Below are 26,128 nucleotides of genomic sequence, written 5' to 3' on the forward strand. Positions count from 1 at the left end.
ATGGCTGCGCTGTATTTGTCCGAGACGGAGGTTGCACAGGTGGTCGATATGCCGCTGGCGCTTGCCGCGGTGGAATCTGCCCATCGCGCGCTTGCTGCCGGTGAGGCGGTCGACTACCCACGCCAGCGCGTGCGGGCCGGCGCCGTGATCCAGCACCTGCTGCAAGGCGGTCTGCTCGACGCGCGACGCGTCACCGGCTACAAGACCTATACCTCGTCGCGCGCCGGTGTGCGGTTCTGGCTTCACCTGTTCGATGCCGACAACGGCGATCCACTGGCGGTGATCGAAGCTGACCGGCTCGGCATGATGCGGACGGGCGCAGCAGGCGGCGTCGCGGCGCGCTGGCTCGCACGGCCGAACGCCCGCCGCGCCGTAATTTTCGGTGCCGGTTGGCAGGCGCGCGGGCAGATCGAAGCGTTGGCGCTCAGCCTGCCGATTGAACAGTTCTCCGTGGTCGCGCGCGATGCTGCGAAGTGCGATGCCTTCTGCGCCGAGATGACGGCGCAAGTCGGGCGCTCGGTGACGCCCGCCAAGGATGTCGAAGCCGAAGTGCGCGCGGCCGATGTGGTGGTCACCATCACCACATCGCCCAAGCCGCTGTTCGACGGCGCGTGGTTACCGGCCGGCTGTCACATCAACGCCGCGGGCTCCAACGCGCTGATTCGGCGCGAGATCGACGAAACAACCGTCGGACGCGCTGGCCTCATCGTCGTCGACACACGGGCGACGGCGTTGCGGGAAGCGGGCGATTTGTTGCCTGCGCTTGAGAAAGGGCGGCTGACCGAAGGGCGGTTGGTGGAACTTGGCGAGATCGTCGCAGGACATCGCGCGGGGCGCACCGATCCGGCCATGATCACGTTGTTCGAGTCGCAAGGCTTGGCGGTGCAGGACCTCGCGCTAGGCGTCGAGGTGCTGGCGCGCGCGCGCAGTGCCAAACTCGGCACAGCCTTGCCCTATTGATTTGACCGGAACCCGTTGCCCCCCGAGGCGGGGCGCGGCATGATTCCACCCTTGGTGAGCTTGTCCGCAAGTGGCACTTACCCCAATTTGGAGTTCCGCATGCCCAAAATCGTCCTGAGCATGGACGGCCTCGTGCTGAAGGAAATCGCGCTGGACAAACAGCGCATCACGATCGGCCGCAAGCCGCACAACGACATCCAGATCGACAACCTGGCGATCAGCGGCGAGCATGCATCGATTGCGACCATCCTCCAGGATGCGTTCCTTGAGGACTTGAACAGCACCAACGGCACCTATGTGAATGGGCAGCCGGTGAAAAAGCATGCGTTGAAGGATGGCGATATCGTCGAGCTCGGCAAGTACCGGCTCAAGTTCCTCAAGGACACGCCACCACCGGCGTCGGCCAACACCTTCGAGAAGGCCTTCGAAGTGCCGCAGGACTTCACGAAGACCCAGAACACCACGATGCGCGCTGCCGCCGACACCATGGTGACGGGCTTCGCGGAAGCACAGAGCGCGACGCAAGGGGTGACGACTGGGGGGCTCTCCGGCACCAATTGGTCGCAGCCGGAGGCGGACCAGGCTAACCAGATCGGCGTGGTGCAGATTCTCTCTGGCCGCAATGCGGGCCGCGAGCTTGAGCTGACCAAATCGCTGACCACGCTTGGCAAACCGGGCCTGCAGGTGGCTGTCATCACGCGCCGTGCGCATGGCTACTTCATTACGCATGTCGAGGGCACTGCTTTCCCGGTGGTCAACGGCCGTGAGATCGATGCGCAGGCGCATCCGCTGCAGGATCACGACGTGATCGAGCTTGCCGGCGTCAAGATGGAGTTCTACCTGCGCGCCGGCTGAGCGCTCGCAGGCGGATCGGGCCGTGGAGGTCAGGGTACTCGGCTGTAGCGGCGGCATTGGTGGGCTCGATGTCCGCACGACTTCGCTTCTGGTCGACGACGACATCCTGATCGATTGCGGCACTGGCGCCGGGGTACTGGATGTTCCGGCGCTGATGGCAATCGACCATGTGTTCCTGACGCATGCGCATCTCGATCACATTGCCTACCTGCCATTCATCATCGACACCGTCGGTGACTACCGCAGTCGCCCGCTGACCGTTCATGCGGCGCCGGAAACGCTGCGCATCATTCGCTCACATATCTTCAACTGGCTGATCTGGCCCGATTTTTCTGCGATACCGGATCGCGCGCATCCGCTGATGCGCTTCAACGAGTTGCGCATTGGCGAGTGGGCTGACATTGATGGCCGGCGGATTACAGCGCTGCCGGCGCTGCACGCGGTGCCCGCGGTCGGCTACCAGATCCGTTCCGAGACAGGGGCAAGCCTCGTTTTCTCGGGTGACACCACCGTGTGTGACGCGCAGATCGAGGCAATCAACGCAATCAACGACCTGCGCGCCCTGATCATCGAAACTGCGTTCCCGAACATGCAGCATGACCTGGCGCTCGCCGCGCGCCATCTGTGTCCGCAGATGCTGTTTTCGGTGCTTGATCGGCTGATCGTGTCGCCCGAGATCTATGTGACACACCTCAAGCCGGCGCAGGCTGCCGAGATCACCGCCGAGCTGGCGGCGTACAGCGGCCGTTTGAAGCCACAGATTCTTCGGAACGACCAGGTGTTCACGCTCTGATCCCGGCGCAAGCCAGGGTTGGTGGCAGTATCATCGGGCCTTGGCAGTAAGCCATCTGGGGGTTGATCGATGAGTGCCATTCCGGGGCGCACCAGCGCCGGCGATCTGAGCCGGCGGCTCGCGTTTTTCAAGGGCCTGCAGGCGCTGACGGCGCGCATACACGCCACAAACAATATCGACGAGATCATCTTCGAGCTCTCGGCCGATATCTGCAGCCTGTTTGGCGCCGAACGCATCACTTTATATACGGTGGACGAGTCGGGGGCGGCGATCGTCTCCAAGGTCAAGACCGGTCTGCATTCGATCAAGGCGATCCGGTTGCCGATCTCGGACCGCAGCGTCGCGGGCTACGTTGCCCTGCATAAGACGCTGCTCAACATCCACGATGTTTACGACGCGGCTGAGCTGAGCCAGATCTCGCCCAATCTTGAGTTTCGCCGCGAGGTGGATGAGCGCAGCGGCTACCACAGCAAGCAGATGCTGGTGGCGCCGATCATGGGGGCGGCGGAAAGCGAACTGCTTGGCGTTGTGCAACTGATCAACGCGCGGGATGGCTCGGCCTTTACCGCCATCGACGAAGAGGGGCTGCAGGGGCTTGCGCAGACTTTGGGCGTCGCGTTCGCGCAGCGTCTTTCCCAAGAGAAACCGCTACGCAACAAGTACGACTACCTGACGCGCACTGGCGCCGTGACTCCCGAGCAACTTGAGGAGATCGAAAAGCAGACCCGCGCGCGGAATACAACGATCGAAGCAATTCTGCTCGACGAAGTGCGGATAGCCGCAGCGCTGGTTGGTGAGTCGATGGCCCGGTTCTACGGCGTGCCCTACGAGCCGTTTCGGCAGGAGCGGGTCAAGTCAATGCATCTGCTGCGCAACATCAAGAAGGACTATGTGTTGCAGGCGGGTTGGCTGCCGCTGGAGGAGACGCAGGAAGGGATCATTGTCCTCACAACCGACCCCGAGCAGGTGCGCGGCGCGCGGGTGGCCGACAATGTCTTCCCGGGCGCAAAGCTATCGTTCCGCGTCACGACACGGCGCGAGTTCGAGAAGACGGCGCAGCAGTTGTTCGAGCAGGGCATGGATGAGGCTTCGGTGTCCGACATGCTGTCTGGCCTGGGCGACGACGAGCGCGACGCGCCGTCGCAGGACGAAATCTCCGCGGCCGCCGACAACGAACTCGTCAAGCTGGTCAACAAGATCATCATCGAGGCGCATCGGCAGGGCGCCTCGGATATCCACATCGAGCCGCGCCCGGGCAAGGAAAAGACGCTGATCCGTTTCCGCAAGGACGGCTCACTGGTGCCGTACATCGAGGTACCTGCGAGTTACCGCAACCCGCTGGTCACGCGCATCAAGATCATGTGCGACCTCGATATCTCCGAACGCCGCAAACCGCAGGACGGCAAGATCCGCTTCCGCAAGTACGGGCCCTTGGATATCGAGCTGCGCGTCGCGACCATCCCGACCGCGGGCGGCATGGAAGACGTGGTGATGCGTCTGCTGGCCAACGGCGAGCCGCTGCCGCTGTCGGATCTGGGCATGTCGCCGCGCAATCTCGAGCGCCTGCGCAACACGATCAACAAGCCCTACGGCATCTTCTTCTGTTGCGGCCCAACCGGCTCCGGCAAGACCACCACGCTGCATTCGATCCTGAAAGAGCTCAACACGCCCGACACCAAGATCTGGACCGCCGAGGACCCGGTCGAGATCACGCAGCGCGGCCTGCGCCAGGTTCAGGTCAACCGCAAGGCCGGGCTGGATTTCGTTGCGGTAATGCGTGCCTTCCTGCGCGCCGACCCTGACGTAATCATGGTCGGCGAAATGCGCGACAAGGAAACCGTGACGATCGGCATCGAAGCCTCGCTGACGGGCCACCTCGTGCTCTCCACGCTGCATACAAACAGCGCGCCAGAATCGGTCGTGCGCCTGCTCGACATGGGGATGGACCCGTTCAACTTTGCCGACGCGCTGCTCGGCGTGCTTGCCCAGCGCCTCGCCAAGCGGCTTTGTAAGCATTGCAAGGAGGCCTACCACCCCGACGACGAAGAGGTGGCGGCCTTGATCGCCGAGTACTGCGAAGACATGCGCCAGACGCCCGAGTTTCAGGCAGATCCGGCGGCCGCCGAGGCGGCGCTACTCGCCGAATGGAAAGCGCAATTCGGCCACGAAGGGCAGCTGCTGCTCTACCGAGCGCAAGGCTGCGAACACTGCACCGACGGCTACAAAGGCCGCGTCGGCCTACACGAAATGATGGTCGGCTCTGCCGAGGTCAAGCATCTGGTGCAGACACGCGCCCCGGTCTCGGAGTTGGTCACCGCTGCGCTAGCTGATGGCATGCGTACACTGCGGCAGGACGGTATTGAGAAGGTGCTGCAGGGGGTGACGGACATGAAACAGGTGCGGAAGGTGTGTATTCGTTAAATGGTTTGTCGTGCCGCGTCAGTCGATGTGACAAAAAACGTCACTCGCCGGCGTCGTGTCCGAGGCGGATGAGCTCGAGGCGCCAGCGTTGCGGCGCTCTACGCTGATTTTTGGGTAGTGTCATGACGCTGGCACGTAATCTGCTCATATGAACCCGAGCGGTGTCCCCGCCCGAATTTCTCAACGAGGAGAACAGCATGAAAAAGGTTCAACAAGGCTTCACCCTGATCGAACTGATGATTGTGGTTGCGATCATCGGCATCTTGGCTGCCGTGGCGCTGCCGGCCTATCAGGACTACACCGTTCGCGCAAAAGTTTCGGAAGGTCTCACTTTGGCGGAGTCGGCTAAGAGTGCGGTTTCTGAGGCTTGGCAGAACGATGGTAGCCTTGCGAACTTGACGCAAGCGACGGCCGCTGGTGCTGCTGGTTGCGCTGCCAACATCGTTTACTGCTTCAATACCTCTAAGTATGTTTCGCTGATTCAGATCGCAAGCGGCGCTGCCGGTAATGGCGAAATCACTATTACTTACGATACGACCGCAACGGGCATCCCGCAGCTGGCTGGCGCAAACACCCTGGTGCTTGTTCCGACTATCGGCGGTGTCGCATTGGCTGCTGGTTCCCAAGGCAACATCGATTGGCATTGCAAGGGCGCCGCTTCGACGTTCGGCCCTGGTACCGCCGGCACCGTTTCGGGCCGCTTCTCGCCGGCTAACTGCCGCGGCGCAGTCTAACTATCGAAGGGCCTGATGCTGCGGGTTCGCCCGCGCGGTTAGCACTAAGAGCCAAGGCGTTAGCCTTGGCTTTTCCTATTCTGAAGGCGAATCCATGAAGAAGCTTCGGGCTGCAGGCGTCCATTTCGCACTCAGCGCGTTGATTGTGGGCGGGTTTGTTGTTCTGACGCTTATGGTTTGGTACCCGACTCCTCTGGATCAGGCGTTAGGCGTCAATAAGGTGCTCCTTGTGCTACTCGGCGTGGACGTGGTGATCGGTCCGATGCTGACCTTCATCGTATACGAGCCCGGCAAACGCACCTTGTTATTGGATTTGACCGTCATCGCAATCGCCCAGTTCGCGGCCTTTGGCTACGGGGCCAACACGATCTTTGGCTCACGTCCTGCGTACGTGGTCTTCAACGTCGACCGTTTTGATGTGACGTCGGCATCCGAGATTGCTCCGGCAGAGCTTGCCGCAGTACGCGATCCAGCTTTCAAGTCGATTCCGCTTTGGGGTCCCGTCATCGTTGGCGCGCGGATTCCGACGGCGGTTGAAGAGAAAAATCGTATCCTGCTATCCGCAGCCAGCGGCGGGCCAGACCTGAACGCCTTTCCGCAGTACTTCCATTCGTACGAGTCGATGGCGGGTGATGTGCGGCAAGTCGCAAAACAGGTAGGTATGCTTCCAACCAAGGAGCAGTCGGCGGCTGTGGCTACCTGGCTGGCAGCACACGCCAAGCAGGCGGAGGACGTTCGGTGGCTTCCTGTTGCTGCGAGACGGCGCGATATGACGGCGATCATTGATGCCAAGACAGCAAAGGTGCTGGGCTTCGTCGACGCCAGTCCGTGGTGGGGGCGATGATGGGGGGCGGTGATCGAGGCTCGGGAAAGAACTGCGCACTTGCGTTGCTGTTTGCGTTACCTACCGCTTTGAGTTTTCGTAGTAGCCCACAGGCGGTCTTTTGGCCAGAATTTTTGCTTGTTGTGGTCTTATTGGCTGTGTTTATTGGTCAGCAACTTCGCGAAACAGTACATCGCTTGCCAATAGCACCACTATTGCCGCTGGCGATGAGTTCGCTTTGGGTGCTGGTGACATGGGGCCATTCCGCTAATGCCTTGGTTGTGGGTTTTTTGGCATATCTGCTGGTGTTCTTGGTTGCGGCTGACTTTGGTGCTGGCCGCGAATCGGGGTTTGTCGCGAAGGCGGTGCTCGCAGTGGCGCTTTGTCAGTCGATGATTGGCGCGCTGCAGTTATTCGACGTTTCGCTAGGCGGCGCCGTACTTGCCAAGGCGTATCGCCAAACTTATGGCAACGTTGGGCAACCGAACCACTATGCCGCGCTGCTGGCCTTAGGGTTGGCCGCGGTCGTAGTTGGTGCAGAGAACTGGAAATGGCCACGTTGGCTAACCGGCGCGGTTGTTGTTTGGCTGAGCATCTCAATTGCGGCGTCGGCCTCACGCGCGCCTTGGTTCTACATGCTTGGCTTCGTACTGCTCGGGTTAGTCGCCGGTCGCGGAACTGACCCGGCGGGGCGAGTGGCTGGCCGGCGAGCCGTGGCGGTAGGTATTGCAGCATTGCTGATCCAGATCGCTTTTGCGTACAGCGGCGCGCTTGATCTTCTTGGGCTGACCTCCTCGATTGCCCGTGCAGCGGATGCAGGCAGCAATGGCCAGCGTTTGTACGATTGGTCCCTCGCTCTTTCTGCTATCCGAGCACACCCTTGGATGGGCGTCGGGGTTGGCGGGTTTCACGGTTGGGCGGTGGCGCAGATGGCTGTAACGCCGTCGCTGCCATTCTCAAAGTTTGCTGAGCATGCGCACAATCTTCCGCTGCATCTGGCTGCAACAATGGGGCTACCTTTTGCTGTAGGGCTGCTCGGCGCGGTCGGTTGGTGGGGCTTGCACCAGTTGCGGCAGCCGGTTACCTCCGAGCGCCTATTTGCGCTCTGCGGATTGGTGGTGGTCGGCCTTCACAGCTTTGTCGAGTATCCGCTTTGGTATACCTATTTTGTGATACCGGCGGGAATGCTGTGCGGCGTTTTGCTTCGATCTGATTCGCAAGCTCGGTTCCTCCTTGTCCCAAATTGGGTGACCCGCGCAGTACTTCTAGGCTTGGCCGCCTGCCTATTTTGGGTTGCCCGCGATTACGTGGCCGTGCAGCGTGCCTACGATGAGTGGGCGTCGATCCGCAGCGCCGCGACGGCTGCGGATCGCGACCGCGTAAGGCGCGCCGTAGAGAACGTGCCGGCCTGGTCGATCTTTGGCGACCATGCACGGGCTCTAGCGTTGCAAACTTGGGCTCCCGATACCTTGACCGCCGTAAAAGCTGCGAGTGAATGTGAGTACGCGTTAAAGCTGCGTCCCTCCTGGGGGCTAGGAACCCAATGTCTGCTTGCGATGGCCACGGCGGGCGACCGACCGGGTGTCGCACGCATGTCGCTCATACTGTGCGAGGGGTTTCCTCGGCACCACCAGATGTTACGTGATTGGGCTGAGTTTGCCGACCGCGCTCACCCTGTCACCTCTGTTCGGTCTGAGAACTGCCTGCGCGGATAGTGAGGCGTAGGTGAGACGGTATACTGCGCCGTTGCATTGAACCGAAGATTCCTACCTACATGGCTGTTCTTGACAAGCGCGGGGTGTTGCCCCGCTTCCGGGCCGGCGAGCGGCTAAGTATCGAACTCGGTTGCGGCCCGCGAAAACAAGATGCTGCGTCAGTTGGAATTGATGCGCTCGACTTTGAAGGCGTGGACCTCGTCGGCGATGTATTCGAGGTGCTTGCTGAGTTGCCTACTGCGGGCGTGTCGGCGTGTTATTCCGCTCACTTCTTTGAGCACGTCGACGACTTGGTACGTCTGGTCGATGAGCTTGGGCGCACGCTTGCGCCAGGTGCCGTGGCGACCATAAAAGTACCCCACTTTTCGAACCCATACTTTTATTCGGACCCGACGCACAGGCGCGCTTTCGGTCTCTACACGATGTCGTACTTTGCGCGTGACGCCTTGTTGACGCGCAAGGTGCCGAACTACGGTCGCACACCGGTGTTCGAGCTCACCTCCGTGCATTTGGGTTTCGATTCGCCGTTTCCGTTCCGCGGGTTGATCCGGCGTCTTATCGGGCCGGTGTTTAACCTTACGACTTGGCTACAGGAATTCCACGAGGAAAATCTCTGCTATTTGCTGCCGTGCTACGAAGTCGAGTATCGACTGCGTCGCATTTGAGCTGGCGATGTCGCTGCGTTCGAGTCTCGCGTACTTCGTCTTTCGGGGGGCATCGGGTGCGCTCGCGGTTCTGACCGTTTCCGTATTTGCACGCTTGCTCGGCCCGGAGGGTTACGCGCGCTGGACGCTGGCGGTCGTCGTCAGTGGATTCATTGCCGGCGTGTTGGTACAGCCGATTCATTCGGCGCTCGCCCGTTTCCTGCCGCGCCCCGGGGGGGCGGCGTTTGTAGGGACCTTGGGCCGTCTGCTCCTTATCGCGGCGGGCGTTGTCGTCCTGCTCGCGATTGCGCTCGGGATTGCTTCGCCACACTGGTTGCCGACTGGCGTGGTGGGGCTGGCGCTTGCACTGGGTTTGTCTCAGGCCGGCTTTGATTTCTCGGCGCAACACTGTTCCAGCACACTGCAGGCCCGTCGCTACGGGCGCCTTTATCTTTGCAAAGCGATCATCGCGCTGATCGCAGGGGGCGTTGCCTTGCTGCTGGGTTGGGGGGCTGCAGGCGCGGTTGCGGGCACATGCTTGGGTTTCTTGTGTGCCACTGCGCTCTTTGGCCGCTTGGCGTGGCTGGAGGTGGCGCGAGGGCGTTTCGATGCCGCAAAACTCCCTGAAGTGCACGCTTATGCCTTGCCAGTGATGTTCGCTCTGCTTACTGGCGCGCTGCTGCAATGGGGTGACCGACTCGTGCTCGCCGCGAATGTCGCGCCGGCGCAACTAGGCGCGTACAGCGCGGGGGGGGATCTTGCTCAACAAGGGTTCGGGCTGCTCTTCAGCGCATTTCATCTCGCGTGGTTTCCGCGGCTGATCGCCCAGTGGGAGGCGGGTAGCCACGAGTTGCAGGCGCAGGTGAACCGCTATGCGCAACTGTCATTGCTTGTGATGGTTCCTGCAGCGCTGGGATTCGCGCTGGTTGCGCACGATTTGGCTGACGTGCTGCTAGGGTCGGCGTTCCGTGCGGATGCATCAAACGTAATGCCTTGGCTTGCCCTGGCCGCGTTGCTAGGAGGCATGCGCTCCTATTTGTTCGACTTGCCGCTGCACCTTGCGCAGCGTATGGGTACGCAGAGTCTGATTGCGGGCGGTTGTGCGGTGTTGGGCGTTTCGCTGAACTTGCTGCTGGTCCCACGTTACGGAATTGGCGCGGCCGCGGTTGTGGCGGTGCTCGCGCAAGCTAGCGGCTGCATAGCAAGTTACTTGGTTGGTCGGCATACCCTGAGCCCGCGGTGGGCGGCCAGGGACTTGCTGGTGGTGGCGGGTGCGGCAGCCGCGATGGCGCTTGCGGTTTTCATGGTGCCGATCAGCGGTGCTTTGGGGTTGTGTATCAAGGTCTTGCTTGGTGCAGCCACGTATTGCGTAGTCGTGCTTGCGACGGATCTTGCGGGCCTGCGCCGCTTGATTGCTGGCCGCCTGCGTCTTTTCAGGCGGCTACCATGATTCAGCCGCTCCGCGCCGTGGCATTCACGCAGGGGGTCAATGTTCCCTCTGCGCGATTCCGCGTTCGTCAGTATCTGCCGCAACTTGCTGAAGCTGGCGTTTCGTTACAGGAGCGTCCAGCGCGCTTTGGTAGCTATCCACCAGAGTCTCGTATACAACGCCTGCCTTGGCTGGCCATGACGCTGGCCGAGCGGGCGTACGCCGCTGCGACCGCGAACGCTGCGGATGTGGTGATGTTCCAACGCGAGATGGTGTCGACACTCTCTTTGCCGGAATACTTGTGTCGCGCGCCAACCGTGCTTGATGTGGACGATGCAATCTGGCTCACGCAGCGCGCGGGGCTGGTCGATTGCCTTGCGGCACGCGCTCGGCTGGTGCTGTGCGGCAACGAGTACATTGCCGACCATTTCGCGCGACAGACCCGCGTGGAGATATTGCCGACGGGCGTTGATACGGACGTCTGGCGGCCTGGTGATCGGGATGCGCGGCCGGTGATCGTGTGGTCCGGCAGTTCGGCTGGGTTGCCGTATCTCTATGAGATCGAGGAGGCTCTGGCTGGCGCATTGGCTGCCGTTCCGCAAGCGCGGTTGCGCGTGGTGTGTAACGCGCCCCCTGTGTTTGCATCGCTCGACCCCGATCGGATTGAGTTCATTCCTTGGTCCCCCCAGCGCGAGGTCGCCGCGGTGCAGTCGGCATGGGTCGGGTTGATGCCGATGCCGGATACGCCTTGGACCCGTGGCAAGTGCAGTTTCAAAATGCTCACCTACCTTGCGTGCGGCGTGCCAGCCGTGGCGTCGCCGTGGGGCATGAATCGCAAGGTGATCGACGGCGGTGGCGCTTGGGGCGCAGTCACGAGCGATGACTGGACAGATGCGCTGGTGATGCTGATCCGTGAGCCTGAAGTGGGTACCGCTGCCGGTGTTGCGGGGCGAGAACAAGTGGTAAACGGATACGCTACGGCGAAGCTGGGTCACAAGTTGGCGGCCTTCTTGCGAGATGCCTCTGCTTGATGACACCGGGTGCTGCATTTAATCTCCAGAACTTTGCATTGCGGGATGGAACGGTATGTGCGGCATAGCGGGCTTTTGGAGCGTCTCGGCGCCGTCTGAGGTGCTTGGCGCGATGGCCCGCTCGATGGGGGAGGCGATCGCCCACCGGGGCCCCGACGGGCGTGGCGAATGGGCTCAGTCGGACATCGGGCTGGCGCTCTCGCATCGCCGTCTCGCGATCATTGATCTGACCGAGGCCGGGTTTCAGCCGATGCACGCAGCATCTGGCCGCTGGACCATCGTGTTCAACGGCGAGATATACAACTACCTTGTCGTACGAGCTGAGCTTGAGCGTGCTCGGGGCGGGGTGGCTTGGCGCGGACACTCGGATACGGAACTTCTGATCGAGGCGCTGGATTACTGGGGCGTTGAAGAAACGCTCTCTCGGTGCGACGGCATGTTCGCTTTCGCCGCTTGGGACCACGCGGTTGGCCGTTTGATTCTCGCCCGCGACCGCCTTGGCGAGAAGCCGCTCTACTACGGCAGCATGCCCGATGGGGCGTTTCTGTTCGGTTCCGAACTTCGCGCGCTGTATGCCCATCCGTCGTGGCGTGGGCAGATTGACCGTGACTCGGTGGGGCTGCTGATGCATTACAACAGCATCCCAGCGCCCTGGTCGATCTGGCAGAACGTTCACAAGTTACCTCCCGCCCATTGGCTTGAAGTGCGTGATCGCCGAGCCAGCACGCCGCAACCATACTGGTCGCTTCGTGATGTGATGTTGGCCGGTGAATCGAGTCGCATGGCGCCTCCGGGGGCAGACGAGCCCTGGGTTGATCGGCTGGAAGCGGTGCTGGGCGAGGTCGTTGAGCAGGAGATGCTTTCCGACGTGCCGCTCGGGGCGTTCCTGTCTGGCGGCATTGACTCGTCGCTCGTGGTCGCGATGATGCAGAAGCGCACCGCGCGGCCGGTGAAGACCTTCACGATCGGTTTTCGCGAAGATGCTTTCGACGAGGCCCGCTATGCACGCGAAGTGGCAGCACACCTTGGCACCGACCACCGCGAGTTCTACTTCAGCGGTAGCGACGCACTGGATGTCGTGCCACGCGTGGCCGATCTTTACGACGAGCCGTTCTCGGACTCGTCGCAGTTGCCGACTTGGCTCGTGTCTCATTTTGCCAGGCAGCACGTCACCGTCGCCCTTTCCGGCGATGCGGGTGACGAATTGTTTGCGGGATACACGCGTTACTTTGTCGGCGATGGGTTCTGGCGTGCTGCTTCGCGCGTGCCGTATCCGCTGCGGCGGGCGACGGCGGCGGGGTTAGGCCTTGTGCCAAGCAAAGCGTGGGACGCGCTCGGGCATGGGCTCGGGCCCCTGTGCCCACGCTTGCTGCGCAACTCACCCGGGGACAAGTTCAGTCGTATCGCGCGCATGTTGCGTGAACGGTCGCCCGCTGGTTTCTATGACGAGTTGATCTCGCACTGGAAGGACCCGGCGCTGCTTGTGCCGGGTGCGCGCTTGCCTGCTCTGGATGCGGCCGAATTGGCTGCGCGCGCTGGACGCAGCGACATCGAATTCATGCAGGCGCACGACACGCTTGCCTACTTGCCCAACGATATCCTGGTCAAGGTCGATCGTGCTGCGATGGCAGTGAGTTTGGAAACGCGCGCGCCCTTTCTTGACCGCCGCGTTGTCGAATTCGCTTGGACGGTGCCGGAGTCTCTCAAGGTAAGGCAGGGCAACGGCAAATGGCTGATGCGCGAACTCCTTGCACGGCACGTTCCGCGATCGCTCTTCGAGCGTCCGAAGCAAGGCTTCGGCATTCCGCTTGGCCCATGGCTGAGGGGGCCGTTGCGTGAATGGGCGGAGTGCCTGCTGTCTCCCTCTGCGTTGGCGGAGAGCGGGCTGTTCGATCCGGCGCCGATTCGCCGCAAGTGGGAGGAGCATCTGCGGGGCCAGGCTGCATGGCACTACTATCTGTGGGACATCCTTATGTTCCAAGCGTGGTATCAGCGTTACCGCTCGCAGGTGTCTTGAACGATGCGGGTGCTCCTGTTCGCCAATACCGATTGGTTCCTCTGGAACTTCAAGTTGCCGCTCGCGCGTGCGCTGCGGGCAGCGGGCCACGAGGTCATTCTCCTGAGCCCGGCGGGCGAGTTCGGGGCGCGCTTGCGCAACGAGGGCTTTGATTGGCGCGCCTTCGCGTTATCGCGCTCAGGCATTCATCCGCTGGAGGAGGCGCGTGCGATGCGTCGCCTGCTGGCGCTTTATCGCGCGGTACGGCCCGATCTCGTTCACCACTTTACGATCAAGTGTGTGCTGTACGGCTCCTGGGCGGCGCGCAGGGCGAATGTCGCCAGAGTGGTGAACTCGATAACCGGCCTCGGTTTTGCGCTGCTGGGTACGAGCTTGAAGGCGCGTCTGATCCGCCCGGTTGTCGTCGGTTTTTATCGGAGGTCGCTGATCGGCACCCAGGTGATCTTCCAGAACCATGACAACCGGGACACGCTGGCCGCGTTCGGGGCGCTGACTCATGCGTCGGTACATGTGATTCCCGGGGATGGTGTTGACGTTGAAGCGTTCTGCCCGCCGCAGCCGCGCGTGGCAGGCGCAAACGTCTTGATGATGGGGCGTCTGCTCTGGTCGAAAGGCGTCGGTGTCTTCGTTGAGGCAGCGCGTATCGTGCGCGCCGCCCGACCCAATGCGCGATTCTTGTTGGCGGGAGCGCCCGATTCCGGCAATCCAGAGAGCGTGCCCGACGCCGTGCTTGAGCAATGGCGAGCCGAAGGGGTGGTCGAGTTTCTTGGCCATCGCAGCGACGTGCGGGAACTGCAGCAGCAGGCGGATATCGCAGTGCTGGCGAGCACGCAGGGTGAAGGAATGCCGCGAGCCTTGCTCGAAGCCGCTGCCTGTGGGCGCCCAATGGTTGCGACGGACGTACCGGGATCACGCGAACTGGTGGAGGATGGCGTCAACGGACTGCTGGTGCCCGCGGGCGACGCCAAGGCGCTGGCGCAGGCGGTTCTCGCGCTGCTGGAAGCCCCCGAGCGGGCATGCGCTATGGGTGCCGCGGCGCGGCGCAAAGTGCTTGCGGAGTTGTCTGACGATCGAATAATCGCGCGCACGCTTGATGTGTACTTTCCCCTCGCAGGCGGCGCATGAGCTTCAACTACGTCTTTTATCCCTTCGCGCTCTCGCTGATCTTCTGCCTCGTGTTGGCGCGACTCGCTCCTTGGCTTGCCCTGATGGACAAGCCGGACGAGCGAAAGCGCCACGGCCGTGCGGTGCCGGTCGTCGGCGGTCTGGCGATCATGTCGGCCTACATCCTCGCGCTGAAGTTGCGAGGGATCGGTGGCAATCTGTATGAGGCCATGCTGCCGGTCGGCCTCGTGCTTGCCGTCGGCGTGGTCGATGATGCAAGGCCGGTGTCTGCGCGGGCGAAGCTCATCGCGCAATGCGTTGCCGCATGGCTATTGCTGCGTGCCACCGGCTTTTCTCTCGGCGAGCTTCCCGTTCCCGGCGTGGAGGGTGGGTTGCCGCTCGGCGCGCTCGATACCGCGGTAACGGTGTTTGTCATAGTGGGTGTCGTGAACGCGCTCAACCTCTCTGATGGCGCTGACGGGCTGGCTGGCGGCCACGTTTTGATTGCGCTTTCGGTCTTCCTGTTTGTTGCGCAGGCTGCCGGGCGCGAGACCGAAGTGCTGTTGATCGTGGGCCTGATGTCCTGTGTCGTGGGCTTTCTCGTGGTGAACGCGCGCCATCCGATGTTGGCGCGTGCTCATGTTTTCCTGGGCGACGCGGGTGCTTTGGCGCTGGGCGTCTTGCTGTGCTGGTTCGCGATTCATTTGTCGCGTGGCGCGAAGCCGGCGATGCCGCCGGTTCTGCTGTTGTACGCCGTGGCGCTTCCCCTCCTAGACATGGCCACCGTGTCTGTACGCCGCGTCTTGCAGGGGGCCTCACCCATGCGGCCGGACCGCACCCATCTGCATCACATTCTTTGCCTGAAGGGTTTGTCGGTAGAGCTGTCGGTTCCTTTGCTATGGGCCCTGAATGCGCTGATTGCCCTGTGTGGTCTGATGCTCTGGCGGATGGGGGCGTCCCAAGGCGTCTTGCTGCTCGGGTGGATCGGCATTCTCGTCGGCAAGATGCTGTGGATGCGCGTTTGGGAAGAGGTGGACGCGCCCGAAGCCGCTGAAGAACGGCGCGAGGCCTGACTCATGACGACCGTTCGCGTGTGCATCGTCATCACCGGCTTGGGCATTGGCGGCGCAGAGCACGCGCTGCTCAAGCTTCTGACGGCGCTTGATCGGCGCCGTATCGAAGTGTCCCTGATCGTGCTCGGTCGCTTGGATACGTTGGCACCGCAGTATCGCGCAATCGGTATCGAGCCGATATTCATCGGTTTTCAAGCCGGGCGGTGGCCGTTCACCGAAATCGGCCGTTTCATCCGCACCGTACGTGATCTGAGGCCGCATCTGCTGCAGGGTTGGATGTACCACGGCAACCTCGCGGCAAGTTTCTTGGGTGCTCGCCTTGGGCTACCTGTTTGTTGGAGCGTGCGTGACACACCGGACCCGGCGCATGGCCACAGCCGCTTTACTCGCATGACCATTGCGCTGTCCCGGTGGTATGTCGGTCGAGTGGCGAAGATCTTCAACGTGTCGACGCGTAGCGCTGCATACTGCTGCGAGCGACTCGGCTGGCCGGCCGCCAGAACCGAGGTTCTGCCGAACGGGCTCGACGTGCGGCGTTTTCACCCTGACGACGATGCGCGTCGACGTCTTCGCCTTGAGCTCGATATGGGCGAAAACGCTCCGGTTGTCGGCATGGTTGCACGCTGGAGCCCGGTGAAGAACCACCGGTTGTTCATTGAAGCGGCTGCCGTGTGGCGACAAGTGCGCCCCGACGCGCGCTTTGTCCTGGTTGGCAAGGGGCTTGACGCCGAGAATGCCGAACTTGCGGCATGGCTGGATGAGTATGCGCTGCGCGATGCGGTGCATCTTCTGGGGGCTCGACACGACCTGGAGTGCATCTACCCCGCATTCGATCTGCTGGCCCTCACGTCGAAGAGTGAGGGCTTCCCGAACGTTCTCGCCGAGGCCATGGCCTGTGGGGTGCCGGTGGTAAGCACCGATGTCGGCGATGCTGTGGAGATCGTTGGCGAGGGCGGGCGTATCGTCGCGGCCACGGCGGGGGCCTTTGCCGAAGCCTTCTCCGCACTGATGTCCGGCCCCGAGTATCCCGCGACGGCTGATGCCGCCCGCCGCCGTATTGTCGAGCGCTACGCGATCGAGAACGTGGCTGAGCGTTTGGCCGCGCAATACGAGGCCCTGCTCCGGGCCTCCACCTAGGCGAGGCCTTGCACAATTATCAGCTTCGGGAATGGCAAGCGATTCGTTATAATTCAAGGCTTTGCTCACTTCTGGCTGATCGATCATGACCACCACGCCGCTTACCGCGCTCTCGCCGCTCGACGGCCGCTACGCCGCCAAAGTCGACGGGCTGCGCCCGCACTTCTCCGAATTCGGGCTGATCCGTAACCGCGTGCGGGTGGAGATCGAGTGGCTAAAGGCGCTGGCCGCCGAGCCGCACATCGCCGAAGCCGCCGCCTTCTCGCCGGCTACCATCGCCGAGCTCGACGCAGTGATCGCCAACTTCTCGGTCGCAGATGCCGAAGCCGTGAAGGAGATCGAGGCGACGACGAACCACGACGTCAAGGCGATGGAGTACTGGCTGAAGAAGCGCTTCGCCGCCAACGCCGAAGTCATGAAGGTCACCGAGTTCATCCACTTCGGCTGCACCTCGGAAGACATCAACAACGTCTCGCACGCGCTGATGCTGGCCGAAGCCCGCGAAGCCGTGCTGCTGCCGGCCTTCGACAAGGTGGTGGACCGCTTCGTCGCGCTGGCGCACCAGCACGCCGAGCTGCCGATGCTCTCGCGCACCCATGGCCAGACCGCCAGCCCGACCACGCTGGGCAAGGAGATGGCCAACATCGCCTACCGCCTGCGTCGCGCGCGCAAGGCCTTCGCCGCGGTGGACATGACCGCCAAGTTCAACGGCGCGGTCGGCAACTACAACGCCCATCTCTCCGCCTACCCGGACTTCGACTGGGCCGCCTTCAACCAGCGTTTCATCGAGTCGCTGGGCCTGGTGTTCAACCCCTACACCATCCAGATCGAGCCGCATGACTCGATGGCCGAGCTCTTCGACGCCATCGGCCGCGGCAACACCATGCTGATCGACGCCTGTCGCGACATCTGGATGTACATCTCGCTCGGCTACTTCAAGCAGAAGCTCAAGGCCGGCGAAGTGGGCAGCTCGACCATGCCGCACAAGGTCAACCCGATCGACTTCGAGAACGCCGAAGGCAACTTCGGCGTCGCCAACGCAGTCCTGCGCCACTTCAGCGAAAAGCTGCCGATCTCGCGCATGCAGCGCGACCTGACCGACTCGACCGTGCTGCGCAACATGGGCATCGGCATCGGCCACACGGTGCTGGGCCTGGAATCCTGCCTGCGCGGGCTGAACAAGCTCGAAGCCGACCCGGCCAAGCTCGCCGCCGATCTGGACGCCGCTTGGGAAGTGCTGGCCGAGCCGATCCAGACCGTGATGCGCCGCTACGCCGTGCCGAATCCGTACGAGCAGCTCAAGGCGCTCACGCGTGGCACCGGCATCACCAAGGCCGCGCTGCAGGACTTCGTCAAGACGCTGGCGATTCCCGAGGCCGACAAGCAGCGCCTGCTCGACATGACGCCGGGCAGCTACATCGGTGAAGCGGCTGCGCTGGCCAAGAAGATCTGAGGTTTCTTTGATTCTGACCACGCCCCGGCGCCGCGCGCTGCGGCGTGGTTTTTCATTTCCGCACCAGGATTTCGATATGAGTTTTGCCGACACCCTCAAGCAACTTCCCAAGGTTTCCCACCTCGAAGCCATTCAGCTGATCGACGCGGAAGGCGCCGTCGTTGCGACGATCGAAAACAAGCCGGGCCAGGCCGGTTCGTTGGCGGTGTACAACCACCTTGCGCAATTGCACGGCTCGATCAACATCGAAGCAGCGAAGAAGGGCGTCGAGCTCTACGCTGAACATACGGAAGATGCGCGCGCGAATCCGGGCAAGCATCCGAATATCGATCGGCTGATCTCGATCGCCGAAGGGCAGCTTGCAGTGCTGCGAGTCAAACACGTGTTTGCGGTTTAATCCGGGCGCCGCGCGGGGGCGCGGCGATCTGGAAGGACAGGGGGAGTCGTGACGATAGAGCGCAACGTGCTGGGTGGGCCACTGCAGGCATGCAGCTACGACCCGTTGACCGGATTTTTCCGCACTGGATGCTGTGAAACCGGGCCCGACGATCTCGGGCGCCATGTGGTGTGCGCACGCGTCACCGCTGAATTCCTGGCGTTTTCGGCCGAGCGCGGCAATAACCTTTCGCAGCCACGCCCCGAGCTGCGCTTTCGGGGGCTCAAACCGGGTGATCGGTGGTGCCTTTGCGCGTTGCGGTGGAAGGAGGCGCTGGATGCGGGCGTCGCGCCGCCGGTCGTGCTCGAGGCAACCCACGAATCCGTGCTTCGTGTCGTTTCTCTGCTCGATCTGACGCGGCATGCAGAGTCGGCATAGCGTCATGCACCTGCTTGGACAGCAATGCATTGCTGTGGTGCAGCAATGATTGGTGTGTGGGCCCGGTTTTTTCGGCAATACACAGTGTTTTGATTCGGATCTGTTTTTGGTTTGTTGCGAATTTTCGGCTGATACGGCAACAATCTCCTGCTGCAATTTCGATCGCAACTAGAATTTCAGCCTTAGTTGCGGTCGGCGGGCAATCAATCCGTTCGATCGAGTTGTCTGGCGCCACCCCTGCCAGGCGTTTGGTCACCTCTACCCGAGGTTTTACGGATGTTCGCCACCCCTGTTGCTGCGTCGGCGCGTGTTCTCGCGCCACTTCGCCCCCAGCTTTTGCTGATCTTTGCCGCGCTCTGCTGGGCCGGTAACTTCGTGCTTGCCCGCGGTGTCAGCGCACAAGTGCCGCCGATCTCACTCGCGATGGGCCGCTGGTTCGTTGCCGCCGTCTTGCTCGCACCTTTGGCCCTGCCTCGCTTGCAAGCCGGACTCGCGCCTCTGTTGAGGATGCGTGGGCGCCTGCTCGGTTTGGCCTTTCTCGGCATCGCTTGTTCGAACACGCTCGTCTATGTTGGGCTACAAACCACACCGGCAACGCACGGCGTGTTGCTCAACGCGCTGATGCCGATCATGGTGGCTCTGCTCGCCGCAGCCGTCTGGCGCAAGCCTTTGCGGCCCGGCGCCTGGCTCGGCATGGGCGTGTCGGTGATTGGTGTGTTGTTCATTGTCACGCGAGGCCAGCCGACTCAGGTGTTCTCGATGGATTCCGGCGCCGGCGATCTGTGGGTGGTCGCGGGGATGGCCTGCTGGGCCGGCTACACGCTGCTGTTGCGTAATGTGGCGCCGCAGATCGACAAACTGGTCCTGCTCTGGGTGTCTGTGGTGCTCGGACTACTGATGCTTCTGCCGGCCTGGGCCGGCGAGCTCTGGTTGCAGGGCTTGCCGCACCCGAGCGGGCGGGCCTTTGCCGGCATTCTCTACCTGGGGGTGTTCCCGTCGGTCCTTGCGCTGTTTGCGTACATGCGCGCAGTGGCCGAGATTGGCGCTTCGCGTGCGGCGGCTTTCCTTCACTTGATTCCCGCGTTCGGCACCTTGATGGCGGCGGCATTTCTTGGTGAAGCGCTGGCGCTCTACCACTACGTCGGGCTGGCGGCGATTCTGGGCGGACTGGTCTGGACGCAACAGGCTTCGGGGCGCAACAGTCTCTGAAACGCGACACCGGTCACGCCCAGTGCGGCTCGACGCTGCGCCGCCGGGATGATTTCGGTATCATCCCGTGGTCATGAGCGACCTTCACGCACTTCCTTCGAAGCCGGAGCGCGAGTACTGCAGCACAAGCGAAGCTGCACAGATGCTCGGCGTCTCCTTGGGTACCGTTCAGCAAATGGTCGAAAACGGCCTGCTGGAGGCGTGGAAGACGGCGGGCGGTCACCGTCGCATCCGCATCGGTTCGGTTGAAGACTATCTGCGGCGTCGATCTTCAGGCGTCGCGGCACCCCATCCGGTGGGCGTGTTGCGCATTCTTGTGGCGGAGGATGATCGTATCCTCCAGCGCTTGTATGCCCACACCTTTGAGACCTGGAACCTGCCGATCGAGGTACGCCTCGTCGAGTCTGGCTTCGATGGTCTCTTGGAAATCGGTCGTCAGCAGCCCGACTTGCTGATTTCCGACCTTGTGATGCCTGGCCTCGACGGGTTCGCGATGATTTCTAAGCTGCGCTCGGACCCCAAGCTTGAAGACATGGACATCATCGTGGTGACCGGCCTGTCGCAGGAGGATATCGCCGAGCGTGGCGGATTGCCTGACGACGTGACGATCTATGGCAAGCCGGTGCCGTTCAAAGAGCTCAAGGGTTATATCCAGGCGCGGCTGGCTCAGTTCCAGCGGCGCGGGCGCGCGGCCAGCTGAGCCGGCGCCGTTTGAAAGAAAGGCCCGCTGTCGCGGGCCTTTTTCATGTCAGCTCGCGCCGCGAATCCGCCCGAGCAGGGCTGTGGTCGAGCGTTCGTGCTCAAACGGGATCGAGTGCACCGTGCCGCCCCAGCCGATCACTTCGGGCGCGCCAACGATGCGGTCCGGCGCCCAGTCGCCTCCCTTGACCAGGATGTCGGGGCGGCAATCCAGAATCCGGGCAATCGGGGTGTCTTCGTCGAACCAGGTCACCAGGTCGACGCTGTCCAGCGCGGCCATCACGGCGAGCCGGTCTTCAAGGCAGTTGATCGGTCGGTCGTCGCCTTTGCCTTGGCGCTTGACCGACGCATCGGTATTCAGCGCGACCACCATCGCCGCGCCGAGCTCGCGGGCTTGGGCCAGGTAGGTAACGTGTCCGCGGTGCAGGATGTCGAAGCAGCCGTTCGTGAAAACCAGCGGCCGCGGCAGCATCGCGACGCGGGCGGCCAGTTGCTCTGGCGGGCAGATGCGCTGTTCGAAGCGCGGGCGGAGATAGCGATTGCTCATGTTGGTCGGATTCGATGACAAGCCGAGAGTCTAGCCTAGCTGGGGGCAGCCGCTCACGCGCGTGGCTCAGCGGCGGTGGGTGCTCTTGATTTGATACATCGCGGCGTCGGCGTGGCTGAGCAGGGCGTCGGCGTCTTCGCCATCGTCGGGATAGCGCGCGACGCCGATGCTGGCGCGCAGATTGAAGCTCTTGCGCCCCATGGCCGGAAGGGGCTCGCGAAGCGCGGTCTGGATCCGGTCGATCGCCTGTTCAATCGTGTTCTCGTGCTCAAGTCCGTCGAGGATCACGACGAATTCATCGCCGCCGAGCCGTGCAACCGTGTCGCCGAGGCGCAGGCTGCCGGCGATCCGACGCGCCGCCTCGCACAGCACGTCATCCCCCGTGGCGTGGCCGAACTGATCGTTGATTTCCTTGAACCGGTCGAGGTCGATGAAGAGCAGCGCGAACTCCCGCCGGTCGCGCCGTGCGCGGTTGAGTGCGCCCTGGAGGCGGTCCTGCAGCAGTACCCGGTTCGGCAGGCCCGTCAGGGGATCGTGGTGGGCCTGTAGTTCCAGTTGTTGCTGGCGATTCTTCAAGGGCGTGATGTCCGCCAGCACGGCGATGTATTCAGCGATCTGGTTATCCTCGGTTTGCACCGCAATGACAGTCGCCCAGACCGGAATCGGCTCGCCGCTCTTGCGGCGTAGCCACAACTCCCCGATCCAGCGGTGATCGCGCTGCAAGACTTCGCTCATCGCCTGACGTGCTTCACTTGCGGGGCGTTCCGCGTCGAGGATGCGCGGGTGCTGGCCGAGCAACTCGTCTTCTGGATAGCCGCTGATCTCGCTCAGCGCCGGGTTCACCGCACGGATCTTATGGTTGGCGTCGGTGACGAGAATCCCCTCGGCCGTGTTGCGAAATACCGCGTCGGCTTGTCTCAGGCGCAGCGCTGCCTCGTATGCCGCCGAGATGTCGTGGCAGATGCCGACGATTCCGATCGCTTGCCCGTCGCCGCCAATGATCGGGCTCTTCAAGGTATCGACCCTGACACGGTGGCCGTCCGGGTAAACGACCCATTCCTCGTTGCGTCGCGCCTCGCCGGTTGTCATGACGGCGCGGTCGTGGGCGCGGTAGAAGTCTGCCAGGCCGCGCTCCCAGAAGTCGTGATCGCAGCGGCCGATCAGTTGCGCCTCGGCGTTGCCGCTAAGCCGCTCGAAGGCGGGGTTGCAGGCGACGAAGCGGCCGTCCTGGTCCTTCGCGAAAACCGGGTCGGCGATCGAGTCGAGCAGGGTGCGCAGCAGCGCCCGCTCGCGCAGCGTCCGGTCGAGCACGCGGCGGCGCTGCGCAGTACGCAGCGCGAGGGCTGCCGCGAGCAGGGTGAGGCCAGCCACCAGCGTGGCGGCGGCGGCGCTGGCCGCGGGGTGCGCGCGCCAGACCGGGACCGGCTGGTTGAGGATCAGCGTGTCAGGCGGCAACTGGTCTTCCGGGAGCCGCCAGCGGACGAGCGCGCGGTGGTCGAAGATCGGGCGGTTCGGGCTTGTTTCGCGGATCGGGATGGTGTTCGGTGCAGCGCCGCGCAGGATGCGCAAGGCCATGTCAGCCGCCACCAGGCCATGCTCGCGGTGGCTCATGACGTAGCCGCCGAGCAGGCCACGACCGACGCCGTGCTCCCAGAGGTGGAGCACTGGCCCGCTCGCATGCTTGACGATCCAATCGACCCCGTCTTCAAAGCTGCGCGGTTGGCCGCTGGCGTCGTGATAGGCCGCCAGTAGCAGGGCCGCCTCGTCCGGGTTTAGGCGCTCGAGGCGGCTGGCGAGCTGATCCCAGCTGATCTGCGTGAGATCTGCGACCTCGATCGCGATGTCCGGGAAGCCGAACTTCTGTTTGGCACGCAGGGTTTGCAGGTCGGCGCGGCCGCCGGGGCTGTCGTCGGCAATCACGACAACCCGCTGCAATCCGGGCATCAGTCGGCGGGCGAGCGCGAACGTCTCCGGGATCGAGACATGCTCCACAACACCCGTCTCCCGCGGCGAACCACGCTGCGCGATGGCGCGTTCGACGTTGTTAACGCCGAGAAAGACCACCGGAGCATTGCCGAACAGGCCGGCCCCGTAATCCGTTGCAAGGTTGAAGGCGGCGTCGTCCGCGGCGATGACCAGGTCGTAGCGCGGTTTGCGGGCAAGGCGGTAGGCGAGCCACTCGCGATAGCGCACGGCGCTTTCGGCGTCGGTGAGGTGGCGCGCATCCATGAACTCTTCGTCGATCTGGATGCCTTGCGGCGCCAGCACCGCGAACACGCCGTCGTGGATCTTGCTGGTGGTGGGGAAGCCTGGGTGATACGAGTAGAGCAGCAGAACCCGGCGGCCGTGGAGGTCCTGCGCCGCCAGACATGGCCCGGGCGCGAGCAGTTGCAGGCAGCAGAGCAGTAATCCGATGCGAAGCAGGGCGCGCCGCATTGAGACCCTCCCGCGGGCGCCCGAAAGCGCCCTTCATCCTGCTTTATCGGATGCGGCCGCGGGATTCTGAAGGCATATCGAGCCCTTGGCTCAGCCTGGCGCCGGGCTGAGTGATTTGCGGAAGCGGTTGAGGTCCTGCGCGGTCTCGAAGGCCTGGCCAAACAGGCTCGAGAGGTTGCGCAGGATGCCGCCGATGACGCGTTGCTCGCAGTCCTTGTCGAAGCGGATCTGTTCGGACAGCCAGTGTTCGAGCCATTCCGGATCCGGTAGTCGGGACTGGATCGTGTCGCGCGGGAAGAGCGCTTCGTTCACATGCAGATTGGTCGGATGCAGCGGTTTGCCGCTGCGCGCAGAACTGGCCATCAGCACGCCGATCTTCGCAAAGGCGGCGCGAGCGCTGTCGCCAACGCGATCGATCGCCTGCTTCATGTACTTCAGGTAGGCGCCGCCGTGCCGCGCTTCATCGCGCGAGAGCAGGTCGTAGATCTTCTTGATCACCGGCTCGGTGTGCCATGCCGATGCGCGGCGATACCACTGCGTCAGGCGCAGCTCACCGCAGAAATGCAGCATCAGCGTCTCCAGCGGCGGAGCGGGGTCGAACTCGAAGCGCACCGCGTGCAGTTCCGGCTCGCTGGGGGCAAGCTCGGGGCGGAAGCGCCGCAGGTATTCCATCAAGACCAGCGCGTGCTTCTGTTCCTCGTAGAACCAGATCGACATGAAGGCCGAGAAGTCGGAATCGTCACGGTTGTCGCGCAGGAACATCTCGGTGGCGGGCAGCGCGGACCACTCGGTGATCGCATTCATCTTCACCGTGAGCGCTTGTTCGTCCGAGAGCAGGCTGCTGTCGAAGCGCTCCCACGGCACGTCTTTAGCCATGTTCCAGCGGGCCGCTTCAAGCGACTGGTAGAGGTCGGGGTAGAGCATCGGATACCTCCCGCAACGTCAATCTGCGGGTCTCATTCTAGATCGTGTTCGTGACTTGCCGGTTGCGGGTGCCTACGCAGCGTTGGCGGTACGCCACGCTTCGAGCGCGCTGAGGGTTTCGCGAATGTCCGTGATGATGCTGACACCGGGAATTGCGTCGCGGCGTCCGGCGATCGCCCTGCCGCCGGCCCATAGCGCGACGCCGTCGGGCAGCGCCGCGCGCAGCTGCGTCAATCCCTCCACCGCCTGACGCGCCGGAAAGGCCGCGGAGAACGACAAGGCCACGATGTCGAAGTCGCCGGCGCGGGCGGCGCTGTCGATGTTCGCGATCGGCATCTGTGTCCCGAGCGATACGCAACTCGCGCCTTCGCTGACGAGCAGGGCCTCGGCCATCAGCAGGCCCAGCACATGGAGTTCGTCCGGGAAGGTGGTCAGCAACACACGTGGGCGCTGGCCGCCGCCTTGAGCATTGATTGCGCTGCGTAGCAGGTTCTGCACCTGCTCGGTGTACAGGTGCTCCTCCGGCACCTGGATCTCGCCGCGTAGCCAGGCATTGCCGATCAGCGTGTTGAGCGGTGCGACGGTTTCCACCACAAAGGCCTGCAAGCCCTGCTTGAGCAGGGTCTGCTGCAGGGTGCGCCGCAGCTCCTCACTGCGATGCAGGCGCAGCAACTCGACGATGCTGTTGCAGCGGCTCGCTGCATTGGGGCAGTCAATCGTCTGCGCTTGCCTGGCTTGCAGCATCTCGCCGAGGGTTTCGATCGAAGCCTCGATCAGTTTGCCCGGCCGCATGCCTTGGTCCACAAGATGTTTGAGCAGGCGGAGTTTCTCTACCTGGTCGGCCGGGTACAGACGCTCGTCGTGCTCGTCGCGCTCGGGCTGCGGAAAGCCGTAACGCCGCTCCCACATGCGGAGCGTGTCTTTTGGCAGCCCGGTTTCGCGCTCGACGGCGGCGATCGCAAGTTTGGTTGGGTCCTTCGACATTGGTGTTTTGTCCTGGACAAAAGCTTGACTGCGAGAATGCATGTGTCTATCGTACGAACACAAACCTGATTTGTCCAGGACAAAAGGAGCTCACCATGAAACCCGCAGCGATTGCTTCAACAAACCGCAAAGTCTTGCTGTTCATGGCGTCGGCCTTGGTGTTGCTCGGCGCTTTGGGGTGGACAATGGCCCACGCCGCCGACGAGGCATGTCCGGTTGCGGCCGAGATTGAGCATGACCGCTTGCTTATTGTCCTACACAACAATGGTGCTGAGCTGGCGGTTCCGCGTCTGCCGGCGATTGACGGGGCGCGCTGAGCGATGGGG

24 protein-coding genes are annotated in these 26,128 nt (G+C 62.9%); 20 read left to right on the top strand and 4 right to left on the bottom strand.

The window, feature by feature from the left end; translation table 11 throughout:
* From JY500_RS04705 to JY500_RS04795, 19 genes are all read left to right on the top strand, one after another.
* A complete protein-coding gene (locus tag JY500_RS04705) occupies nucleotides 1-960 on the top strand; it encodes an ornithine cyclodeaminase family protein (protein WP_206255212.1) in 960 nt (319 codons plus the stop codon).
* Nucleotides 961-1,059: 99 nt separating this feature from the next.
* Entirely contained in the window at nucleotides 1,060-1,815 is a 756-nt protein-coding gene (locus JY500_RS04710) for an FHA domain-containing protein (protein WP_172203559.1), read from the top strand.
* Nucleotides 1,816-1,837: 22 nt separating this feature from the next.
* The gene (locus JY500_RS04715; RefSeq protein ID WP_206255213.1) at nucleotides 1,838-2,608 is read left to right on the top strand and encodes an MBL fold metallo-hydrolase; all 771 of its coding nucleotides are present in this window, start codon (nucleotides 1,838-1,840) and stop codon (nucleotides 2,606-2,608) included.
* A gap of 69 nt (nucleotides 2,609-2,677) precedes the next feature.
* Complete coding sequence (locus JY500_RS04720; protein ID WP_206255214.1) at nucleotides 2,678-5,029, top strand: GspE/PulE family protein; 2,352 nt, start codon at nucleotides 2,678-2,680, stop codon at nucleotides 5,027-5,029.
* A gap of 197 nt (nucleotides 5,030-5,226) precedes the next feature.
* Nucleotides 5,227-5,763, top strand: a complete 537-nt coding sequence (locus JY500_RS04725) for a pilin (protein WP_206255215.1) — start codon at nucleotides 5,227-5,229, stop codon at nucleotides 5,761-5,763.
* A gap of 94 nt (nucleotides 5,764-5,857) precedes the next feature.
* On the top strand, nucleotides 5,858-6,607 hold the full coding sequence (tfpZ, locus tag JY500_RS04730) for a TfpX/TfpZ family type IV pilin accessory protein (RefSeq protein WP_206255216.1): 750 nt from the start codon (nucleotides 5,858-5,860) through the stop codon (nucleotides 6,605-6,607).
* Nucleotides 6,604-8,301: a PglL family O-oligosaccharyltransferase gene (locus JY500_RS04735; protein WP_206255217.1), complete on the top strand. Its 1,698-nt coding sequence runs from the start codon at nucleotides 6,604-6,606 to the stop codon at nucleotides 8,299-8,301. The genes tfpZ and JY500_RS04735 overlap by 4 nt, the downstream gene beginning before the upstream one ends.
* A gap of 59 nt (nucleotides 8,302-8,360) precedes the next feature.
* Nucleotides 8,361-8,966, top strand: a complete 606-nt coding sequence (locus JY500_RS04740; protein ID WP_206255218.1) for a class I SAM-dependent methyltransferase — start codon at nucleotides 8,361-8,363, stop codon at nucleotides 8,964-8,966.
* 7 nt (nucleotides 8,967-8,973) lie between these two features.
* Complete coding sequence (locus JY500_RS04745; RefSeq protein ID WP_206255219.1) at nucleotides 8,974-10,395, top strand: lipopolysaccharide biosynthesis protein; 1,422 nt, start codon at nucleotides 8,974-8,976, stop codon at nucleotides 10,393-10,395.
* Entirely contained in the window at nucleotides 10,392-11,405 is a 1,014-nt protein-coding gene (locus tag JY500_RS04750) for a glycosyltransferase family protein (RefSeq protein WP_206255220.1), read from the top strand. Before JY500_RS04745 ends, JY500_RS04750 begins: the two co-directional genes overlap by 4 nt.
* Before the next feature lie 55 nt (nucleotides 11,406-11,460).
* On the top strand, nucleotides 11,461-13,422 hold the full coding sequence (gene asnB, locus JY500_RS04755) for an asparagine synthase (glutamine-hydrolyzing) (RefSeq protein ID WP_206255221.1): 1,962 nt from the start codon (nucleotides 11,461-11,463) through the stop codon (nucleotides 13,420-13,422).
* Between the two features lie 3 nt (nucleotides 13,423-13,425).
* On the top strand, nucleotides 13,426-14,547 hold the full coding sequence (locus JY500_RS04760) for a glycosyltransferase family 4 protein (protein WP_206255222.1): 1,122 nt from the start codon (nucleotides 13,426-13,428) through the stop codon (nucleotides 14,545-14,547).
* Nucleotides 14,544-15,599: an MraY family glycosyltransferase gene (locus tag JY500_RS04765; protein WP_206255223.1), complete on the top strand. Its 1,056-nt coding sequence runs from the start codon at nucleotides 14,544-14,546 to the stop codon at nucleotides 15,597-15,599. The genes JY500_RS04760 and JY500_RS04765 overlap by 4 nt, the downstream gene beginning before the upstream one ends.
* A gap of 3 nt (nucleotides 15,600-15,602) precedes the next feature.
* Nucleotides 15,603-16,736, top strand: a complete 1,134-nt coding sequence (locus tag JY500_RS04770) for a glycosyltransferase (protein WP_206255224.1) — start codon at nucleotides 15,603-15,605, stop codon at nucleotides 16,734-16,736.
* Between the two features lie 85 nt (nucleotides 16,737-16,821).
* Entirely contained in the window at nucleotides 16,822-18,189 is a 1,368-nt protein-coding gene (purB, locus tag JY500_RS04775) for an adenylosuccinate lyase (protein WP_206255225.1), read from the top strand.
* A gap of 76 nt (nucleotides 18,190-18,265) precedes the next feature.
* Nucleotides 18,266-18,586 carry a DUF2322 family protein gene (locus JY500_RS04780; protein ID WP_206256408.1) on the top strand — a complete coding sequence of 107 codons (321 nt, stop codon included), beginning with the start codon at nucleotides 18,266-18,268 and terminating at the stop codon, nucleotides 18,584-18,586.
* Nucleotides 18,587-18,634: 48 nt separating this feature from the next.
* Nucleotides 18,635-19,003 carry a DUF2237 family protein gene (locus JY500_RS04785; RefSeq protein WP_172203574.1) on the top strand — a complete coding sequence of 123 codons (369 nt, stop codon included), beginning with the start codon at nucleotides 18,635-18,637 and terminating at the stop codon, nucleotides 19,001-19,003.
* 276 nt (nucleotides 19,004-19,279) lie between these two features.
* On the top strand, nucleotides 19,280-20,212 hold the full coding sequence (locus JY500_RS04790) for a DMT family transporter (protein WP_206255226.1): 933 nt from the start codon (nucleotides 19,280-19,282) through the stop codon (nucleotides 20,210-20,212).
* A gap of 73 nt (nucleotides 20,213-20,285) precedes the next feature.
* Nucleotides 20,286-20,912: a response regulator gene (locus tag JY500_RS04795; protein WP_206255227.1), complete on the top strand. Its 627-nt coding sequence runs from the start codon at nucleotides 20,286-20,288 to the stop codon at nucleotides 20,910-20,912.
* 48 nt (nucleotides 20,913-20,960) lie between these two features.
* Here the strand turns inward: JY500_RS04795 and rfaE2 are convergent, their stop codons facing one another.
* The 4 genes from rfaE2 to JY500_RS04815 form a co-directional block, all read right to left on the bottom strand.
* Complete coding sequence (gene rfaE2, locus JY500_RS04800) at nucleotides 20,961-21,458, bottom strand: D-glycero-beta-D-manno-heptose 1-phosphate adenylyltransferase (protein ID WP_206255228.1); 498 nt, start codon at nucleotides 21,456-21,458, stop codon at nucleotides 20,961-20,963.
* A 66-nt stretch (nucleotides 21,459-21,524) separates the two neighbouring features.
* Nucleotides 21,525-23,894 (bottom strand): diguanylate cyclase domain-containing protein, encoded by a 2,370-nt coding sequence (locus JY500_RS04805; protein WP_206255229.1) that lies wholly within the window; start codon nucleotides 23,892-23,894, stop codon nucleotides 21,525-21,527.
* A gap of 90 nt (nucleotides 23,895-23,984) precedes the next feature.
* Nucleotides 23,985-24,818 (bottom strand): ferritin family protein, encoded by an 834-nt coding sequence (locus JY500_RS04810; RefSeq protein ID WP_206255230.1) that lies wholly within the window; start codon nucleotides 24,816-24,818, stop codon nucleotides 23,985-23,987.
* A gap of 72 nt (nucleotides 24,819-24,890) precedes the next feature.
* On the bottom strand, nucleotides 24,891-25,802 hold the full coding sequence (locus JY500_RS04815) for a MerR family transcriptional regulator (protein WP_206255231.1): 912 nt from the start codon (nucleotides 25,800-25,802) through the stop codon (nucleotides 24,891-24,893).
* A 95-nt stretch (nucleotides 25,803-25,897) separates the two neighbouring features.
* On the opposite strand from JY500_RS04815, the gene JY500_RS04820 reads away from it, so the two are divergent.
* The gene (locus JY500_RS04820; RefSeq protein WP_172203581.1) at nucleotides 25,898-26,119 is read left to right on the top strand and encodes a hypothetical protein; all 222 of its coding nucleotides are present in this window, start codon (nucleotides 25,898-25,900) and stop codon (nucleotides 26,117-26,119) included.
* The last annotated feature ends 9 nt before the right edge of the window (nucleotides 26,120-26,128 follow it).

The organism is Niveibacterium microcysteis (assembly GCF_017161445.1).
GTDB classification, from domain to species: domain Bacteria; phylum Pseudomonadota; class Gammaproteobacteria; order Burkholderiales; family Rhodocyclaceae; genus Niveibacterium; species Niveibacterium microcysteis.

Bases quoted from the DNA above. Each gene is read 5' to 3' on its own strand.
- JY500_RS04705 (WP_206255212.1), top strand. From the start codon at position 1: ATGGCTGCGCTGTATTTGTCCGAGACGGAGGTTGCACAGGTGGTCGAT.
- JY500_RS04710 (WP_172203559.1), top strand. From the start codon at position 1,060: ATGCCCAAAATCGTCCTGAGCATGGACGGCCTCGTGCTGAAGGAAATC.
- JY500_RS04720 (WP_206255214.1), top strand. From the start codon at position 2,678: ATGAGTGCCATTCCGGGGCGCACCAGCGCCGGCGATCTGAGCCGGCGG.
- JY500_RS04725 (WP_206255215.1), top strand. From the start codon at position 5,227: ATGAAAAAGGTTCAACAAGGCTTCACCCTGATCGAACTGATGATTGTG.
- tfpZ (WP_206255216.1), top strand. From the start codon at position 5,858: ATGAAGAAGCTTCGGGCTGCAGGCGTCCATTTCGCACTCAGCGCGTTG.
- JY500_RS04735 (WP_206255217.1), top strand. From the start codon at position 6,604: ATGATGGGGGGCGGTGATCGAGGCTCGGGAAAGAACTGCGCACTTGCG.
- JY500_RS04740 (WP_206255218.1), top strand. From the start codon at position 8,361: ATGGCTGTTCTTGACAAGCGCGGGGTGTTGCCCCGCTTCCGGGCCGGC.
- JY500_RS04745 (WP_206255219.1), top strand. From the start codon at position 8,974: ATGTCGCTGCGTTCGAGTCTCGCGTACTTCGTCTTTCGGGGGGCATCG.
- JY500_RS04750 (WP_206255220.1), top strand. From the start codon at position 10,392: ATGATTCAGCCGCTCCGCGCCGTGGCATTCACGCAGGGGGTCAATGTT.
- asnB (WP_206255221.1), top strand. From the start codon at position 11,461: ATGTGCGGCATAGCGGGCTTTTGGAGCGTCTCGGCGCCGTCTGAGGTG.
- JY500_RS04760 (WP_206255222.1), top strand. From the start codon at position 13,426: ATGCGGGTGCTCCTGTTCGCCAATACCGATTGGTTCCTCTGGAACTTC.
- JY500_RS04765 (WP_206255223.1), top strand. From the start codon at position 14,544: ATGAGCTTCAACTACGTCTTTTATCCCTTCGCGCTCTCGCTGATCTTC.
- JY500_RS04770 (WP_206255224.1), top strand. From the start codon at position 15,603: ATGACGACCGTTCGCGTGTGCATCGTCATCACCGGCTTGGGCATTGGC.
- purB (WP_206255225.1), top strand. From the start codon at position 16,822: ATGACCACCACGCCGCTTACCGCGCTCTCGCCGCTCGACGGCCGCTAC.
- JY500_RS04780 (WP_206256408.1), top strand. From the start codon at position 18,266: ATGAGTTTTGCCGACACCCTCAAGCAACTTCCCAAGGTTTCCCACCTC.
- JY500_RS04790 (WP_206255226.1), top strand. From the start codon at position 19,280: ATGTTCGCCACCCCTGTTGCTGCGTCGGCGCGTGTTCTCGCGCCACTT.
- JY500_RS04795 (WP_206255227.1), top strand. From the start codon at position 20,286: ATGAGCGACCTTCACGCACTTCCTTCGAAGCCGGAGCGCGAGTACTGC.
- rfaE2 (WP_206255228.1), bottom strand. From the start codon at position 21,458: ATGAGCAATCGCTATCTCCGCCCGCGCTTCGAACAGCGCATCTGCCCG.
- JY500_RS04805 (WP_206255229.1), bottom strand. From the start codon at position 23,894: ATGCGGCGCGCCCTGCTTCGCATCGGATTACTGCTCTGCTGCCTGCAA.
- JY500_RS04810 (WP_206255230.1), bottom strand. From the start codon at position 24,818: ATGCTCTACCCCGACCTCTACCAGTCGCTTGAAGCGGCCCGCTGGAAC.
- JY500_RS04815 (WP_206255231.1), bottom strand. From the start codon at position 25,802: ATGTCGAAGGACCCAACCAAACTTGCGATCGCCGCCGTCGAGCGCGAA.
- JY500_RS04820 (WP_172203581.1), top strand. From the start codon at position 25,898: ATGAAACCCGCAGCGATTGCTTCAACAAACCGCAAAGTCTTGCTGTTC.